17 protein-coding genes are annotated in these 16,040 nt (G+C 68.3%); 11 read left to right on the top strand and 6 right to left on the bottom strand.

Features of this window, described 5'->3' with window-relative positions:
- The coding region (locus QTH97_RS34335) for an AMP-binding enzyme (RefSeq protein WP_444813509.1) at positions 1 to 312 on the top strand (312 nt) is incomplete at its 5' end.
- 25 nt (positions 313 to 337) lie between these two features.
- Here the strand turns inward: QTH97_RS34335 and QTH97_RS34340 are convergent.
- The 4 genes from QTH97_RS34340 to QTH97_RS34355 are packed head-to-tail and all read right to left on the bottom strand — an operon-like array spanning position 338 to position 3,818.
- Positions 338 to 1,309 carry a Bug family tripartite tricarboxylate transporter substrate binding protein gene (locus QTH97_RS34340; protein WP_286573069.1) on the bottom strand — a complete coding sequence of 324 codons (972 nt, stop codon included), beginning with the start codon at positions 1,307 to 1,309 and terminating at the stop codon, positions 338 to 340.
- A gap of 48 nt (positions 1,310 to 1,357) precedes the next feature.
- Entirely contained in the window at positions 1,358 to 2,122 is a 765-nt protein-coding gene (locus tag QTH97_RS34345) for an SDR family oxidoreductase (protein ID WP_286573071.1), read from the bottom strand.
- Positions 2,119 to 2,844 carry a fumarylacetoacetate hydrolase family protein gene (locus QTH97_RS34350; RefSeq protein ID WP_286573072.1) on the bottom strand — a complete coding sequence of 242 codons (726 nt, stop codon included), beginning with the start codon at positions 2,842 to 2,844 and terminating at the stop codon, positions 2,119 to 2,121. Before QTH97_RS34350 ends, QTH97_RS34345 begins: the two co-directional genes overlap by 4 nt.
- Before the next feature lie 20 nt (positions 2,845 to 2,864).
- Positions 2,865 to 3,818 carry a 2-hydroxyacid dehydrogenase gene (locus tag QTH97_RS34355; RefSeq protein ID WP_286573074.1) on the bottom strand — a complete coding sequence of 318 codons (954 nt, stop codon included), beginning with the start codon at positions 3,816 to 3,818 and terminating at the stop codon, positions 2,865 to 2,867.
- An 81-nt stretch (positions 3,819 to 3,899) separates the two neighbouring features.
- Here QTH97_RS34355 and QTH97_RS34360 point away from each other — a divergent pair, with 81 nt between their 5' ends.
- A complete protein-coding gene (locus tag QTH97_RS34360; protein WP_286573076.1) occupies positions 3,900 to 5,063 on the top strand; it encodes a citrate synthase family protein in 1,164 nt (387 codons plus the stop codon).
- 21 nt (positions 5,064 to 5,084) lie between these two features.
- On the opposite strand, the gene QTH97_RS34365 is transcribed toward QTH97_RS34360, so the two are convergent.
- Entirely contained in the window at positions 5,085 to 5,357 is a 273-nt protein-coding gene (locus QTH97_RS34365; RefSeq protein ID WP_286573078.1) for a hypothetical protein, read from the bottom strand.
- Positions 5,358 to 5,651: 294 nt separating this feature from the next.
- Between QTH97_RS34365 and nadB the strand changes: the two genes are divergently transcribed.
- From nadB to QTH97_RS34390, 5 genes are all read left to right on the top strand, one after another.
- Positions 5,652 to 7,232, top strand: a complete 1,581-nt coding sequence (gene nadB / locus QTH97_RS34370; protein ID WP_286573080.1) for an L-aspartate oxidase — start codon at positions 5,652 to 5,654, stop codon at positions 7,230 to 7,232.
- Between the two features lie 133 nt (positions 7,233 to 7,365).
- Positions 7,366 to 8,706 carry an MFS transporter gene (locus QTH97_RS34375; protein WP_286573082.1) on the top strand — a complete coding sequence of 447 codons (1,341 nt, stop codon included), beginning with the start codon at positions 7,366 to 7,368 and terminating at the stop codon, positions 8,704 to 8,706.
- Between the two features lie 59 nt (positions 8,707 to 8,765).
- The gene (locus QTH97_RS34380; protein WP_286573084.1) at positions 8,766 to 10,199 is read left to right on the top strand and encodes an FAD-binding oxidoreductase; all 1,434 of its coding nucleotides are present in this window, start codon (positions 8,766 to 8,768) and stop codon (positions 10,197 to 10,199) included.
- Positions 10,200 to 10,253: 54 nt separating this feature from the next.
- The gene (locus tag QTH97_RS34385) at positions 10,254 to 11,858 is read left to right on the top strand and encodes a tannase/feruloyl esterase family alpha/beta hydrolase (protein WP_286573086.1); all 1,605 of its coding nucleotides are present in this window, start codon (positions 10,254 to 10,256) and stop codon (positions 11,856 to 11,858) included.
- A 25-nt stretch (positions 11,859 to 11,883) separates the two neighbouring features.
- Positions 11,884 to 12,855 carry a LysR substrate-binding domain-containing protein gene (locus QTH97_RS34390; RefSeq protein ID WP_286573088.1) on the top strand — a complete coding sequence of 324 codons (972 nt, stop codon included), beginning with the start codon at positions 11,884 to 11,886 and terminating at the stop codon, positions 12,853 to 12,855.
- Positions 12,856 to 12,891: 36 nt separating this feature from the next.
- Here QTH97_RS34390 and QTH97_RS34395 read toward each other — a convergent pair whose 3' ends face one another.
- A complete protein-coding gene (locus QTH97_RS34395) occupies positions 12,892 to 13,074 on the bottom strand; it encodes a hypothetical protein (RefSeq protein ID WP_286573089.1) in 183 nt (60 codons plus the stop codon).
- A gap of 40 nt (positions 13,075 to 13,114) precedes the next feature.
- Here QTH97_RS34395 and QTH97_RS34400 point away from each other — a divergent pair, with 40 nt between their 5' ends.
- The 4 genes from QTH97_RS34400 to QTH97_RS34415 all read left to right on the top strand — a co-directional run bounded on the left by QTH97_RS34400 (position 13,115) and on the right by QTH97_RS34415 (position 16,038).
- A complete protein-coding gene (locus QTH97_RS34400; protein WP_286573090.1) occupies positions 13,115 to 13,543 on the top strand; it encodes a hypothetical protein in 429 nt (142 codons plus the stop codon).
- An 87-nt stretch (positions 13,544 to 13,630) separates the two neighbouring features.
- Positions 13,631 to 14,527 (top strand): 1-acyl-sn-glycerol-3-phosphate acyltransferase, encoded by an 897-nt coding sequence (locus QTH97_RS34405; RefSeq protein ID WP_286573091.1) that lies wholly within the window; start codon positions 13,631 to 13,633, stop codon positions 14,525 to 14,527.
- Positions 14,524 to 15,003: a YqhA family protein gene (locus QTH97_RS34410; RefSeq protein WP_286573092.1), complete on the top strand. Its 480-nt coding sequence runs from the start codon at positions 14,524 to 14,526 to the stop codon at positions 15,001 to 15,003. The genes QTH97_RS34405 and QTH97_RS34410 overlap by 4 nt, the downstream gene beginning before the upstream one ends.
- Before the next feature lie 54 nt (positions 15,004 to 15,057).
- A complete protein-coding gene (locus tag QTH97_RS34415) occupies positions 15,058 to 16,038 on the top strand; it encodes an ABC transporter substrate-binding protein (protein WP_286573093.1) in 981 nt (326 codons plus the stop codon).
- Positions 16,039 to 16,040 lie beyond the last annotated feature (2 nt).

Raw genomic sequence — 16,040 nt, forward strand, 5'->3', positions numbered from 1 at the left:
GCCGCCGTGGTCGGCCGCCCCGACGACACGACGGGCGAGGCGATCTGCGCCTTCGTCGTGCTGAAGCGCTCCCGGCCGACGGGCGACGAGGCGAAGAAGATCGCCGCCGAATTGCGCAACTGGGTCGGCCGCGAGATCGGCCCGATCGCCAAGCCGAAGGACATCCGCTTCGGCGACAACCTGCCCAAGACGCGCAGCGGGAAAATCATGCGGCGCCTGCTGCGCTCGATCGCCAAGGACGAGTCGATCACCCAGGACACCTCCACACTGGAGAACCCAGCCGTGCTGGCGCAGTTGACGGAGAAGAACTGACGGGGCCGCCCGGCGGCATCCGGACTCACTCCGCCGCGATACCCGCTTCCTTGACGACCTTGCCCCACTTGGCGAGGTCGGACTTGATCAGCGCGGCGTACTCCTGCGGCGTGCCGCCCTGGATCTCGATGCCAGCGGCTTCCAGCTTGGCGCGCACGTCGGGCATCTTCAGCGCCGCGTTGATATCGGCATTGAGCTTGGCGACGATCGCCTTGGGCGTGCCGGCCGGCGCGAGGAAGCCGCCGTTGGTGCTGGCGTCGTAGCCCTTGAGCCCTTGTTCGTCCGCGGTCGGCACATCCGGCAGGGAAGTCGACCGCTTGCGGCTCGACACCGCAATGGCGCGCGCGTTGCCGGCCTTCACCTGCGACTGGATGGCGCTGATGGTGTCGATGTAGAGCGCGGTGCGCCCCGCCAGCAGATCGGGGTGGGCGGCGGCGGAGCCCTTGTAGGGCACCAGCAGCATCTGCGTGCCGCTGGCCATGCGGAACATCTCTGCCGCCATTTCCTGCGCGCTGCCGCGGCCGGAGGTGGCGACCTTGGCCTGGTTCGGGTTGGCTTTCATCCAGGCCACGAACTCGGGTAGCGTCTTGGCGGGAATCTGCGGGTAGATGGCGAAGACCAGCGGAACCTCGTGCGTGTAGACGATGGGCTCGAAGCTCTTCTCCGGGTCCCAGCCCAGGTTCTTGAACAGGTACTTGTTGATGTTGTGGCTGCCGCCCACGATGCCGATCGTGTAGCCGTCCGGTGCCGACTTGGCGAGCACGTCCGTGCCGAGGTTGTTCGATGCGCCGGGCCTGTTGTCGACAACCACCGGCTGGCCCATCGACACCGCCAGCTTGTCGCCGACGACGCGGGCGATGGTGTCGATGGCGCCGCCCGGCGGGGCGGGCACGATGATCTTGATGGCGCGGGTCGGGTAGGCGGCCTGGGCCGATGCCAGGGTCGGCACGATGGCGAGCGATGCCGAGACGGCAAGGAACAGGGATCTGAATTTCATGGAAGTCTCCTCTGGCGGGTGGATCGGTCGGTGGGGTCTGGGGCCGCGCTATCCGCGCCCGGCGAAGGGCATGGCGCTGGCCATCACGGTCATGTTGAGCACGTTGGCGCTGAGTGGCATCGCGGCGATGTGGCGCACCGCATCGGCGACGTGCTTCGCGTCCATCATGGGTTCGGGCGCGACGGTGCCATTGGCCTGCAGCACGCCGCGTGTCATGCGCTCGGACAGTTCGGTCAGCGCATTGCCGATGTCGATCTGGCTCGCGACGATGTCGAATGCACGGCCGTCCAGCGCCAGCGCCTTGGTCAGGCCCGTCACCGCGTGCTTGCTGGCGGTGTAGGGCGCGGTGAAGGGGCGTGGCGTGTGCGCCGAGATCGAGCCGTTGTTGATGATGCGTCCGCCCTGCGGCGATTGGCGACGCATCAGGCCGAAGGCCGCACGGGCGCAGAGGAACACGCCCGTCACGTTGGTGTTCAGCACGCTGAACCATTTCTCCAGCGGCAGCTCGTCCATCGGCACCGCCGGCGCGTTCACGCCGGCGTTGTTGAAGAGGAGATCCAGCCGGCCGAAGCTGCGTTCGATGGTGTCGAAGAGCGCCTGCACGCTCTCGGGCCGGGTCACGTCGGTGGGCACCGCCATGGCGGCTTGGCCGCGCGCCTCGGCCTCGGCCGCGAGCGACTGCAGCGGCTCGGCACGGCGGCCGGCCAGCACGACGCTCCAGCCGTCGTCCAGCAGGCCGAGAGCCACGGCACGGCCGATGCCGCTGCCTGCGCCGGTGACGAGGGCGATCTTCCTGGGGGTGGTTGCGTTCAAGGGGAGTCTCCTGTGGGTGATATCGAATGGGTGTTCTTCACGGTCATGGAGAACTCGCCGATGCCGGCCACACCTCCGCTGACCACGTCGCCCGGTTGCAGTGGGCCCACCCCTGCGGGCGTGCCGGTGTAGATCAGGTCGCCGGGCGCGAGCGTCACCGACCTCGACAGCATCGCCACCAGTTCGGGCACCGGCCACATGAGGTCGGACAGGTCGGCGCGCTGCCGTTCGATGCCGTTGACGGCCAGCCACACGTCGCCCTCTCGGGGATGGCCGAACATCGCAGCCGGCAAGATGGGCGTGCAGGGCGCCGAGTGGTCGAAGGCCTTGGCGGCCTCCCAGGGACCACCTGCGCGCTTGGCTTGCGCCTGCAGGTCGCGCCGCGTGAGATCCAGTCCTGCCGCATAGCCCCAGACGTGATCGCGTTCCACGCGCGCCGGATCGATGTCCCGGCCGCCGCGACCGATGGCCACGACCAGTTCGATCTCATGGCAGAAATCGCTGGTGCCCGGGGGATAGGGCAGGACGCCGCGCGCCTGCATGACCGCGCTGGCCGGCTTCATGAACCAGGCCGGCATTTCGACCAGAGGCGTTCCGTGCTCGTCCTGGCTCCAACGGTAGTTGCGGCCGATGCAGTACACGCGTCCCACCGGGAACACGGCCGTGCGGCCCGCCACCGGCAAGGTGGTGGGCGCGGACGCGGGGAATACGAAGTCCGTCATGGCGCGCAGCGCTGCGGCGCTCAGGTGGTAAGGCTCATCGCCGGGCGTTCGCCCGCCAGGGCCTGGGCAACGCTGTCGAGCACCATCTCGGCCATGGCGGTGCGGGTCTCCCAGGTGGCACTCGCGCGGTGGGCCTGGAGCGTCACGCTGTCGGATTGGCGCAGCGTCAGCGGAACGCGGGGTTCGTCGACGAACACGTCCAGCCCCGCGCCGGCGATGCGGCCGGCGGCCAGCGCTTCCGTCAAGTCGGATTCATTGACCAGTCGGCCACGCGCGACGTTGACCAGGAAGCCGCGCGAGCCGAGCGCGTCCAGCACGGCCGCGTTGACGATGCCTTCTGCCTTGTCCGCCGCGGCGCACAGCACGAGCGCATCGGAGTGCCGCGCGAGGTCCACGAGATCGGACACGAAGCGGTGCGCAATGTCGTCCATGGGGCGCAGGTCGGTGTAGCTGATCGGACAGCCAAAGGCGGCTGCCCGCGCTGCGACGGCGCGGCCCACGCGCCCCATGCCGACGATGCCGACGCGCATGCCGCTGAACCGCCGGGCGAGCGGGATGGCGCTGGGCTGGGGGCGAAGCTCCCACTGGCCGTCGCGCACGAAGCGGTCGCCCGCACAAAGGTTCCGGCAAGCGGCGATGAGCAAGCCGATCGCCAGGTCGGCCACGTCTTCGGTCAATGCGCCCAGGGTCGCGGTGACGGGCAGGCCACGGTCGCGGCAGTAGGCCAGGTCGACCGCGTCGGTGCCGACGCCGTTGACGGCCACCACCTTGAGGCTGGGCAACTGCTGCAGCATCGCGCGCGAAATGCCGGTGTGCCCGCCCGTGATCACCGCGTCGATGGACTCGCCATGTTCACGCAGCCAGGCCTCCGGGTCGGTTGCCTCGAAGTACTTGTGGACCGTGTAGAGCGATGCGAGCTTGTCGTTGATCGCCGGGATCAGGATGGGATTGAGTTGCAGGACATGGGGCTTCATGCCTGGCATCGTAGTAAATAGTTGACGATCAAAGCAAGATTGACGCATAAAATCAATATAAATAACTTCCCGCGTCAGACCATGGCTTCCTGGATATCGATGGAAGAGGCGTGCCGCCTCCTCGGGGTGCAGCCCCAGACGATCTACGCCTACGTGAGCCGGGGCAAGCTCGAAGTCATGCCCGATCCGGCCCATGCGCGCCGCAGCCTCTACCGCGCCGAGGACGTTGCCGGTCTCGCCAAGCGCAAGCAGGCCGGCCGCAAGCACGAGACCCTGGCCGCCAACACGCTGTTCGGCTCGGAGCCCAGCATCCCGACGGCGCTGTGCGCGTTCTTTCGGGGGCGGCCGTACTACCGGGGGCAGGACGCCGTGAGCCTGGCCCGGTCAGCCACCGTCGAAGAAGTGGCGCAACTGCTGTGGGGCGCCGAGCAAGCCGTCGACTTCTCGTGCGCTGCGCCGATGCGCTCGGCCAAGCCCGGGCGGGATGCTGCCTTCACCGCCCTGGCCGGGCTGGCGGCCACCGGGCTCTCCACCCGTGGGCGCCTCACCCGGGTGCTGCACAACGAGAGCCAGGGCCTGGTGGGAGAGTTGGCCAACGCGTTCGGCGCCCTGCCGGGAAAGCAGGCGCTGCATCTGCGCTTTGCGCAAGGATGGAAGCAATCGAAGCAGGTGGGCGACCTGCTGCGAACGGCCATGGTGCTGCTGGTCGACCACGAGCTGACGAGTTCGGCCTTCGTCGCACGCATCGCGGCCTCGACAGGCGCCTCGTTGCCGGCCTCGCTGCTGGCGGGATTGACCACGCTCTCCGGCCCCCTGCACGGCGATGCCTCGGGCCGCGTCCAGGCGCTGTTCAGCGAAGTGGAGCGGCTGGGCGAGGACGCCGTGGTGGCCCACTACCTGTCGACCGGCCTGCCCCTGGCAGGGTTCGGTCACCACCTCTATCCCGACGGCGATCCGCGCGCGGCCGCGTTGCTGGCGCTGTTCGAGCCCCCAGAGGTCATCGCGCGCTTCATCGACAAGGTGACGGCGCTGACCGGCCTGCAGCCCAACATCGACGTGGCCTTGGCCGCCCTGGTTGCGCACCATCGGCTGCCCGCCGACGCGGCCTTCGGCCTGTTCGCCACGGCGCGCAGCGTGGGACTGTTGGCGCACAGCCTCGAACAACTGGGCGTGGCGCAGGTGATCCGGCCACGCGGGCGCTACGTGGGCCCGGTGCCCCCTCTGCCGCAGGCCAGCCGGGCGTAGGCGCCGGATGCGGGCTCTCCCTCAGACCCGAGTGCCCAGGTCGGACCGCCGCCGGTTCGTCCAGAGATTGACCAGCGCATCGAGCTCCGTCGCGTAGATCCCCACATGCGGCGGACCGAAGGAACCATCGCTGCGGGCCACGCTGCGCATGGTCGCGTGCCAGAGGCCATCCGAAAGCTGCCGGTACTGGCCCAGGAACTCGCAGCCCAGCGGCGCGGCCAGCGAGAAGACGCATCGGCGAAGCAGGATGCCATCGCTCTTCGAGCCTTCCACGCCCCGGGTCGACACGAGCATGTGCTCTCCGTCGTCCTGGAGGACGCTCTCTCTCGGGATCTGTGTCAGCACCCCCGGCGACTGGCTTGAATGTGGCTTGTCCATAGTCCGTGTATCGGCCGCCACGGCGCAAGTTGAAGGCACGATGTCATGAAAAATGTGTAAACGCCGCCGCGAAGTGCGCCGATACAGGACGGCGGCGTCCATTTGTGCGGTGCTACAGTCCGCCGCTCTTTCCATGACGGCTGTCTCCGCAGGCGCCGAGGCGCGATTCGGATTCCTCGAAGCGCTGGCACGCAGACCGGGGCTTCTCCAATGACTTCCCTCGATTTCGACGTTCTCATCGTTGGCAGCGGCCTGGCCGGTCTCAGCGCCGCGATGCACCTGGCCGGCACGCACCGTGTGGCCGTGCTTACCAAGCGCGCACTGGGCGACGGCGCGAGCCAGTGGGCCCAGGGCGGCATCGCCGCCGTGCTCGGCGAGACCGATTCCATCCAGTCGCATGTCGATGACACGCTGGTCGCCGGCGCCGGCCTGTGCGACCTGGCAGCGACGCGCTTCGTGGTGGAGCGCGCGCCGGACGCCATCGCCTGGCTGCGCGCGCTCGGCGTGCCGTTCTCGGAAGAAGACGGCGCCCTGCACCTGACGCGCGAAGGCGGCCACAGCCAGCGGCGCGTGGCGCACGTGACCGATGCGACCGGCGCGGCCGTGCAACGCTGCCTCATCGATGCCGTGCGGCGCACGCCCAACATCACGCTCTTCGAGGGCCATGCGTTGGTCGACCTCATCACCGGCTCGCGGCTAGGCCTGCCCGACGCCGGGTGCCAGGGCCTCTACGCGCTGGACATCGCGACGGACGAGGTGCGTACCTTCCGTGCGCCGCACGTCATCCTCGCGACGGGCGGCGCGGGCAAGGTCTATCTCTACACGACCAACCCCGACACGGCCACGGGCGATGGCATCGCCGCGGCATGGCGCGCGGGCTGCCGCGTCTCGAACATGGAGTTCATCCAGTTCCATCCGACCTGCCTCTACCATCCTTTCGCCAAGTCCTTCCTCATCAGCGAAGCCGTGCGTGGGGAAGGCGGCCAGCTCAAGCTGCCCGCATCGGCCGGCGGCACGCGGTTCATGCCCGCCCACGATGAACGTGCCGAGCTGGCGCCGCGCGACGTGGTGGCACGCGCCATCGATTTCGAAATGAAGAAGCACGGCCTGGACTGCGTGTACCTCGACATCTCGCACCAGCCGCCCGCGTTTCTCCACGCGCACTTCCCGAACATCCTGGCGCGCTGCGCCGAGTTGGGCATCGACATCACGCGCGAGCCCATTCCGGTGGTGCCCGCCGCGCACTACACCTGCGGCGGCGTGCTCACCGACCTGAGCGGCCGCACCGACATCGCGGGCCTCTACGCCATCGGCGAGACGGCGTGCACCGGCCTGCATGGCGCGAACCGCCTGGCCAGCAACTCGCTGGTCGAGTGCATGGTGTTCGCGCGCGCAGCGGCGGACGCCATCGGCGCCGCACCATCGCGCAGGCTGGCCGAGCTGCCGCAGTGGGACCCGAGCCGCGTCACCGATGCCGACGAGATCGTGGTCCTCTCGCACAACTGGGACGAGCTGCGGCGCTTCATGTGGGACTACGTCGGCATCGTGCGCACCGACAAGCGCCTGGAGCGCGCGGCGCACCGCATCGCCCTGTTGAGCAGCGAGATCGACGAGTTCTACGGACAGTTCCGCATCACGCCGGACCTGCTCGAACTGCGCAACCTCGTGCAGGTCGCGGCGCTGATCGTGCGGTCGGCGCAGTCGCGCCACGAGAGCCGCGGCCTGCACTTCAGCCGCGACCATCCCACGCTCGCCGCAACAGCGGTGCCGACGGTGCTGGTGCCCGGTTGAAGCGACCGCGCGGTCCATCTCGGCGCGAGATGGCAGGTTCTTCAATCGGTATGAATTTCGCGAGTTAACCCGATAAGGGCGGGAGCCTCCTGCGAAGACCATCGGTGCCGGGCAATCACAACGAGGCAACACGATGACCACCAGCACCCTGACGCCGCCACGTGGCGGCGTCGCTTCCCTTTCGGCCGCCGACGCGGTCTATCGCAAGGTCAGCTGGCGCTTGATACCGCTGCTGTTCCTCTGCTACATCGTGGCGTACCTGGACCGGGTCAACGTCGGCTTCGCCAAGCTGCAGATGCAGGAGGCGCTGCAGTTCAGCGAAGCGGTATACGGTCTCGGCGCCGGCATCTTCTTCATCGGCTACTTCATCTTCGAAGTGCCGAGCAACGTGATCCTGCACAAGGTGGGCGCGCGCCGCTGGATCGCGAGGATCATGATCACGTGGGGCCTCTTGTCGGCGGGCACGATGTTCGTGAATACGCCGATGGCCTTCTACGTGATCCGCTTCTTCCTCGGCGCGGCCGAGGCAGGCTTCTTCCCCGGCATCATCCTGTACCTCACCTACTGGTACCCGGCCGCACGCCGCGGCAAGGCGACCTCGCTGTTCCTTGCGGCGATTCCGTTCGCGGGCATCCTGGGCGGGCCGATCTCGGGCTGGATCCTGCAGAGCATGGCGGGCGTCAACGGCTGGCAGGGCTGGCAATGGCTGTTTCTCCTGCAGGGCCTGCCGACCGTGGCGCTCGGCGTGGTGGTCTGGCGCTACCTCGACGACCGCGTGAAGGACGCCGCCTGGCTGAGCACCGAAGAGCGCGAGCTGATCGCACGCGAGATCGCCGCCGATGGCAGCGGCAAGTCCGAGGCCAGCATCTGGCGCGTGATCTCCAACGGCCGCGTGTGGCTGCTGGCGCTGGTGTACTTCGCCTTCGTGTCGGGGCTCTACGGAATCTCGTTCTGGCTGCCCAGCATCATCAAGGCCGTCGGCGTGAAGGGGGCGCTCGACATCGGCTTGCTGAGCGCCATCCCCTGGACCTTCGGCGTGGTCGCGATGTACCTCACGGCACGCAGCGCGGATCGCCGGCTCGAACATCGCTGGCACTCGGCCATCGCCGGCGTGGTGGGCGCGGCGGGGCTGATCATGAGCGTGGCCATGCACGGCAGCACGACCTGGTCGCTGGTCGGACTGACCATCGCGACGATGGGCATCATGTCCACGCTCCCGGTGTTCTGGGGCATGCCCACCGGATTCCTCGGTGGCGCGGCGGCGGCGGCCGGCATTGCCTTCATCAACTCCTTCGGCAACCTCTCGGGCTTTGCGGCGCCTTTCATGATCGGCGTGATCAAGGACGCCACGAAGAGCACCGACGCGGGCCTGCACATGCTGGCCGCGCTGCTGGTGATCGGCGCGGCGCTGGTCCTGCTGGTCAAGCCCACGGCTGCTTCCATCAACGCTTCCCCGGCCTCGTCGCCGCGCTGAAGCGTTCCTCGCCGCAGGCGTCCCTGCCTGCGGCTTCACCCCCTTCGAGGAAAGACATCATGGATGCCCATGTGATCGACCCTGCGCGTCCGTCCGCCGTCGATGCCGACCGCCGCGCACCCTCTGCCGAACTCATCGCGACCTTGCGGCGTCGCTTCGGATCGCGGCTCTCCACCGCCGACAGCGTGCTGCTGCAGCACGGCAGCGACGAGTCGAGCTACCGGCCGCTGCCGCCCGACGTCGTGGTCTACGTGCACGGCACGGACGAGGCGGCCTTCGTGGTGCGCGCCTGCGCCCGCGAACGCGTGCCGGTCATCGCTTTCGGCGTGGGCTCGTCGATCGAGGGCCATCTCCTGGCCGTGGAAGGCGGCGTGTGCATCGACTTCTCGCAGATGAACCAGGTGCTGGCCATCCGCACGAGCGACCTCACGGCCACCGTGCAGGCGGGCGTCACGCGCAGCCAGCTCAATGCGGCGCTGTCGGGAACGGGCTTCTTCTTTTCGGTCGACCCGGGCGCCGACGCGACGGTCGGCGGCATGGTGGCGACGGCTGCGTCCGGGACCAACACGGTGCGCTACGGCACCATGCGCGACAACCTGTTGAGCCTGACCGTGGTGACGGCCGACGGCGAGGTGATCCGCACCGCGTCGCATGCACGCAAGAGCTCGGCTGGCTACAACCTGACGCAGCTCTTCTGCGGTTCCGAGGGCACGCTCGGGCTGATCACCGAGGCCACGGTGCGCATCCATCCGCACCCTGAAGTGGTGGCCGCGGCGGTGGTGCATTTCCCGACGGTCCGCGCCGCGGTGGATGGCGTGATCGAGTCGATCCAGCTCGGCGTGCCGCTCGCGCGCGCGGAGATGCTGGATGCGTTGACCATCAAGGCGGTCAATGCGCACAGCCGCACGACGCTCGCGGAGAAGCCGACCTTGTTCCTGGAGTTCGCCGGCAGCCAGGCGCAGATCGACGAGCAGGCTGCGGTGGTGCGCGAGATCGCAGCCGGCCACGGCGGCGGCGAGTTCCAGTGGGCCAGCCTGCAGGAGGAGCGATCGCGCCTGTGGACGCCGCGACACCACGCCTACTTCGCCTCGCTGCAACTCAAGCCCGGCAACCGCAGCATCACCACCGATGCCTGCGTGCCGCTTTCGGCACTGGCCACCTGCGTGGAAGAGACGCTGGCCGACATCGAGGCCCACGGCCTGCTGGCGCCGGTGTTCGGCCACGTGGGCGATGGCAACTTCCATTGCCTGGTGCTGGTCGATCCCGATTCGCCGAAGGAGGTCGAGGCGGCCGAGGCCTTCAGCCACCGCCTGGTCCAGCGCTCGCTGCGGCACGGCGGCACATCGACGGGCGAGCATGGCGTCGGCCTTCACAAGATGCAGTACCTCGTCGAGGAGCACGGGCCGCACGCGGTCGCGCTGATGCGCTCGATCAAGCGGGCGCTCGACCCGCACAACATCTTCAACCCCGGCAAGGTCGTCAGCTTCGCCTGAGCCGGTCCGGCACACGCACGACACGCACATCGATTCATCCAAGGAGACAAGACCATGCACTTCACACGCAGCGCCTCGTTGATTGCCATGCTGGCTGCGGCCGGATGCGGTGGCGGCGGGCACAACGGCTTCTTTGCCGCGACACCCGCGACGCCAGCGCCGGTCGTCACCACGCCCGCGCCCACCCTCGCCGAAAAATGCGCCACCTTCGCGGGCCAGGCCCTGGGCGGAGGCGCCACGGTGGAGGACGCGCAGGTCGTCGCCGCCGCCGGCGCGCAACCCGAATACTGCGTGGTGCATGCCAAGCTCGACGGCTCCACCCTGCGCTTCGAGGCGCGCATGCCCACCAGCGGATGGAACGGCAAGATCGCCTTCCTCGGCGGCGGCGGCTTCGACGGCGCGATGCCGGTCGCGACCGATCCGCAATTCAGCGAATCCATCCTCACCGAGCGCTACGCCACCCTGGGCACCAACGGCGGCTACGACTACCCGGGCGCGCGCGGTCTGGACTACTTCAAGGCGGCCTTCGCGCTCAACCCCGAGCAACTGGCGGACTTCACCTACCGGTCGGAGCACCGTGCACTGCCGCCGGGCAAGGCGCTGGTCGCCAGCTTCTTCGGCACGCCGGCCTCGCGTAGCTACTTCGAGGGCTGCTCGATGGGCGGGCACGATGCGCTGATGCAGGCGCAGCGCTACCCCGAGGACTTCGATGGCATCGTGGCGCGTGCGCCGGCCGGCAACATCATGGGCCTGTTCATGCAGTTCAACCGCATCTCGAAGCGGGTGCGCACGCCGGCGAACTCGCTCGATGCGGCCAAGCAGGCGCTGCTCGCGAATGCGGTGCTGGCCCAGTGCGACGGGCTGGACGGCGCGAGCGACGGCATCATCTCCAGGCCCGGCGCCTGCCACTACGACCCCGCGCCGCTGCGTTGCGCGGCCGGCGCGGACACGGGGGACGACTGTCTCTCCGATGCGCAGATCGGCACGGTCGACGCCGTGACGTCGAGCATTGCCTCGGCCGACGGAAAGTGGACGCATCCGGGCTACAACCCGGGCGCCGAGAACACGGCGAAGGGTTGGGGCGAATACATCTGGCCCAGCGCCGCCTTCGGCGGAAACTCGGTGCAGGGCCTGTTCTCGGACGGCTTCGTGCGTTCGTTCATCACGCAGGACCCGAACTACGACACGCTCACGTGGAACTACGACGACTGGCTGCCGCGCATGGGCGTGGTCGGCGGCATGTTCGAGGCCTTCGACCCCAACCTCGCGCCACTGAATGCGAGGGGCGCCAAGCTCATCCTGTGGAACGGCACCACCGACTCCTCGGTCAGTCCGCGCGACACCGAGCGCTACTACGACAACGTCGTCGGCGCGCTGGGGCAGGCCAAGGCCGACCAGACCGTCGAACTCTTCATGGCACCGGGCGTGGGCCACTGCTACGGCGGACCCGGGCCCGACAAGGTCGACCTGCTCAAGGCCATGGCGACCTGGGTGGAGCAGGGCACGCCGGCCTCGGCGCAATCGCTGGTGCATCGCAAGGTGGATGCGAGCGGCGCGACCACCGCCACGCGCCCGCTGTGCAAGTACCCCGCCTATCCGCGCTACAAGGGAAGCGGCGACATGAACGACGCCGCCAGCTTCGCCTGTTCCACGAGCTGAACCGCAGAGAGTCCAGAATCCGGGGATGGAACTGCGCCAGTTCAAGTACTTCCTCGCGATCGTCGACAACAAGAGCCTTTCGCGCGCGGCCGAGCACCTGCACGTGGCGCAATCGGCCTTGAGCAAGCAGATCGCCGAGCTCGAATCGGAGCTCGGCGTGCAGCTACTCTCGCGCAGCCGCAACGGCGTGGCGACGACCGAGGCGGGCAAGGTCTTCTACGAATATGCGCTGGGCATCACCAAGCAGATCAGCGATGCGCGCGCGGCGGTGCTGCGCTCGTCGGACACGGTGGTGGGCTCGGTGGTCGCGGCGCTGCCGCAAAGCGTGGCCGCCACGCTGGCGCTGCCCTTGATGCGTGCCGTGTCGCGGCGCTATCCCAACATCCTGCTGCATCTCAACGAGGAACTCACCGGCAACATGGCGGACCAGTTGCTCGCCGGCCGCGTCGACGTCGCGATCTTCACGGAAACCATGCCGCCGCGCGACATCGCGTTCACGCCGCTGGTCGAGGAAGCCTTCGTGCTCATGCACGCGCCACAGGATGCGAACGCGCCGCCGCCGGGCGACGTGACCTTGGAGCAATCGGTGGCGCGCCCGCTGGTGCTGCCCAGCCCGCAGCACGGCCACTGCACGCGATGGATCGTCGACGACGCGCTGGAGCGCGCCGGCCATCCGCCGCAACGCATCGCCGCCGAGATCAACTCGGTCTATGTGCTCAAGAGCGCCGTGGAGGCGGGCATCGGCCCGACCATCATGCCGCTGGGCCTCGCGCAACGCGAGGTGGAAGACGGGCGGCTCGTCGCGCACCGCATCGCATCGGGCGACATGGTGCGCGTGCTGGGCCTGTGCGTGTCGCGGCACCTGCCGGAGAGCAATGCCAAGCGCGCGATCTGCCACCTGATCAACGAGGTCGTGCGCGACCTTTGCGAGAGCGGGCAGTGGTCCGGCGCGCGCTACCTGGCCGGCGCCACGCCGTACGCCAAGGCTGGGAACTGACCGGCCGCCCGGCCATCCGAAGGACAGCCTGGCCGCTCAGAACGGCAGGGGAAGGATCGGCCCCAGCCAGGCCACCGCCGCGGCTTCGGGGGGCAGCTCTCGCAGGCGCTCGTCCTTCCACAGCTCGGCCGCCAGGTCATCGAGCTGCTCGGGGTCCACAGTGCGCCACTGTCGTTGCAGCCGGTGGGCACACACGGCAATCCATATTTCGCGGTCCATGTCAAATACTGTATGTCCATACAGTACGATTGTCACGCCCATGTTTGCAATCGTCTACCGCTGCCGCCGCGAAGGTGTTCTCCTGGACCGCCATGCGATCCAGGCCAGCCCCGTGCGCGGCGAACTGCGCGTGCAGCAGCGCGGATTCAACTCACGCATGGCTGTGCTGCTGAAGGCCGACGGCGAGCACTACGCGCTGCCGGTGCTCGACAAGGTGAGGCTGCTCGCCTTGAACGAGACCGGCGTGCTGCTTAAGGGCATGGAGGTGCATCCGCCGCGCGGCGCGAAGGGCAATGGGCCGATGTACCCGCAGACGTGGTGGTGCATCCTCCGAGGCGGGCCGGTGCGCACGCAGGGGTCGCCGGCCGAGGCGAGGGCCATGGAGCGCGAGCGCCAGGCACGCGAGTTCGGCGCTGCGCTCAACCGGTGGCCCACGCGGCGCGGCACCTTCACGCCGCCCAGCGCCTGATCATCGATAGATCGACGCCAATGCACACCAATCTGAAAGAATGGATGCCTGCCCCCAGCCAGTGCAGATCCAATTCCCAACCAGCAGATGACCGCCACCGCGTCACCATTGGTCGAGACACTCACCGAGCTCAACATCGTCGACCTGCTCGATTCGATGGGCCTGTTGCGCCTCCATGGCACGCCTTTGCGCCACCTGTTCCGGCCTGCGGCCCGCCGCTTCGCCCGGACTGCGCACGAGTTCGACAGCCGCGTCGGCGAGCATGGCCTTGCGCAGGGCAGCGCGTGGCTGATGAGCCAGATGACCGCTGGCATCGTCACCTCGGGCTTGGAGCACGTGCCGCCGCAAGGCCCTGTGATCATCCTGGCAAACCACCCCGGCATGACCGACACGGTCGCACTCTTCACCAGTCTCGCGTCCCGCCCCGACCTTCGCGTGATCGCCTCCGACCGCCCGTTCCTTCGCGCCTTGCCCAGCGTCGCGCGCCAACTGATCTTCCTGCCTGATGAAGAAGGAGGCGGGCGCATGGCCGTCATACGCGCAGCCTCCAGGCATTTGCAGGAAGGTGGCGCCCTGCTGACCTTCCCGGCGGGAGAGATCGAGCCCGACCCCGCCACCTTCGGTCCGCAGCGGGCGGCCGCGTCATTGCAGAACTGGTCCAGCAGCTATACCTTGTTCGCCCGGCTGGCCCCCCGTACGCAGTTCGTGCCGGCGCTGGTGAGTCACGTCATTTCGCCGGACGCGCAGAGGCATCCGCTCACCCTGTTGCGCCGCACGCCGCACCACAAGGAGAAGCTGGCAGCCGCGTTGCAGGTGGCGCTTCCGCGCTACCGCGACCTGGTCGCCAGGGTCACGTTCGGCATATCGGCGAACGTGGGACCCGACGGGGCGCCGGCGCTTGGCGCATCCATCGCGGCGCAGATGCGCCACCTGATCTTCGAGGACGGATCGGGTCGAGTTCAACTGAAGGAGGTCTTCCGATGATGCGACGCATCCTGGCTTCGAGCCGCTACATCATGATCATTCCGGTGATCGGAACGTTCCTGGGTTCGGTGGCGTTGATCGTCTACGAGACGATCGCCTTGTGCTCCACCTTCATGGAGGCGATCCGAGGCGGATCGGTGTCGGCCAAGGCGGTCAAGATCTTCGCGGTGGGCATCGTCGAGGCCGTGGACGTGTTCCTCATAGGCATTGCGGTCTATCTCATCAGCATCGGCCTCTATTCGCTGTTCATCGACGACAAGCTGCCGCTGCCGAAATGGCTCGAAGTCCACAACCTCGAGGACCTCAAGGGCAACCTGGTGAGCGTGGTCATTGCCGTTCTCGCGGTCCTGTTCCTGCGCGAGGTCGTCGCCTGGGAGGGCACGAGCGACATCGCCGCGTTCGGCGTGGGGCTGGCGCTCGTCGTGGCTGCGCTGACCTTCTTCCTCATGAAGAACAATGCGCGAAGGGGGGAATAGGCCAGAAGTCCTTGCACCTTGCGTGACCATCGCCGAAGGTGCACCCTCCGTCCCATGAAACGACGCACGGTCCTGGGCACGGCGTTCGCCCTTGCGGTGATGCAGAGCAGTTCGCGCATCCACGCCGCCGACAAGGTGCTGCGGCTCGGATGGGTCACCGCGCAGGAGGCCGCGAGCCTGACGCCGATGGTCGCCGCGTTGCGCGCCTCGCTGGCCCGCCTGGGCTACGTCGAGGGCAGCAACCTCGTCATCGAGTTCAGGTACGGCGACGGTTCGGCCCAGCGAGTCCCCGAGCTGGTGGCGGACCTTCAGCGTGTGCCGGTCGACATCCTGCTTGCCCAGGGAGGCCCGGCGGTCAACGTCGTCGCCGGCCTTCCGGTGGCCGTGCCGGTGGCCTATGTCTTCAGCGGCGATCCCGTTTCGGCGGGCTTCGCCAAGAGCCTCGCGCATCCCGAATCGAACATGACGGGCCTGACGCTGCTGGCCGCCGAGATGAACGGCAAGCTGCTGGAGATCCTGCGCGAGATGGTTCCGTCGGTGCGCGACGTGGCGATCGTCGTCAACCCCGAACACCCCGGCTCGCACATCGAGCGCGACTACACCGACCGCGCCGCAAGGCAGCTCGGCCTGCACGCGGAATACTTTCCCGCGCGAACCCGCGACGAGCTGGCGTCTTCGCTGGAGGCCATGGCCGCTTCGCCGGCACGTGCGGTGTCGATCTTCAGCGACAGCTTCGCGGTGGCCTACCGGCGGCAGATCCTCGACTTCGCCATCGCGCGCAAGATGCCCGTGATGTCTGGCTGGCCGATCTTCGCGGACAGCGGCGCGCTCTGCACCTATGGGCCGCGCCTCGTGGATTCGTATGCGCGTCTCGCTTCGTATGTCGATCGCATCGCCAAGGGAGCAAAGCCGGCCGAGCTGCCGATCGAGCGGCCCACCACCTTCGAGCTGGTGCTGAACCTGAAGACCGCCGACGCGATCGGGCTCAAGCTGCCGCAGTCGCTGCTGGTGCGCGCCAACCGGCTGATCGGCTAGCC

It is taken from the genome of Variovorax gracilis (assembly GCF_030317115.1).
Lineage (GTDB): Bacteria > Pseudomonadota > Gammaproteobacteria > Burkholderiales > Burkholderiaceae_C > Variovorax > Variovorax gracilis.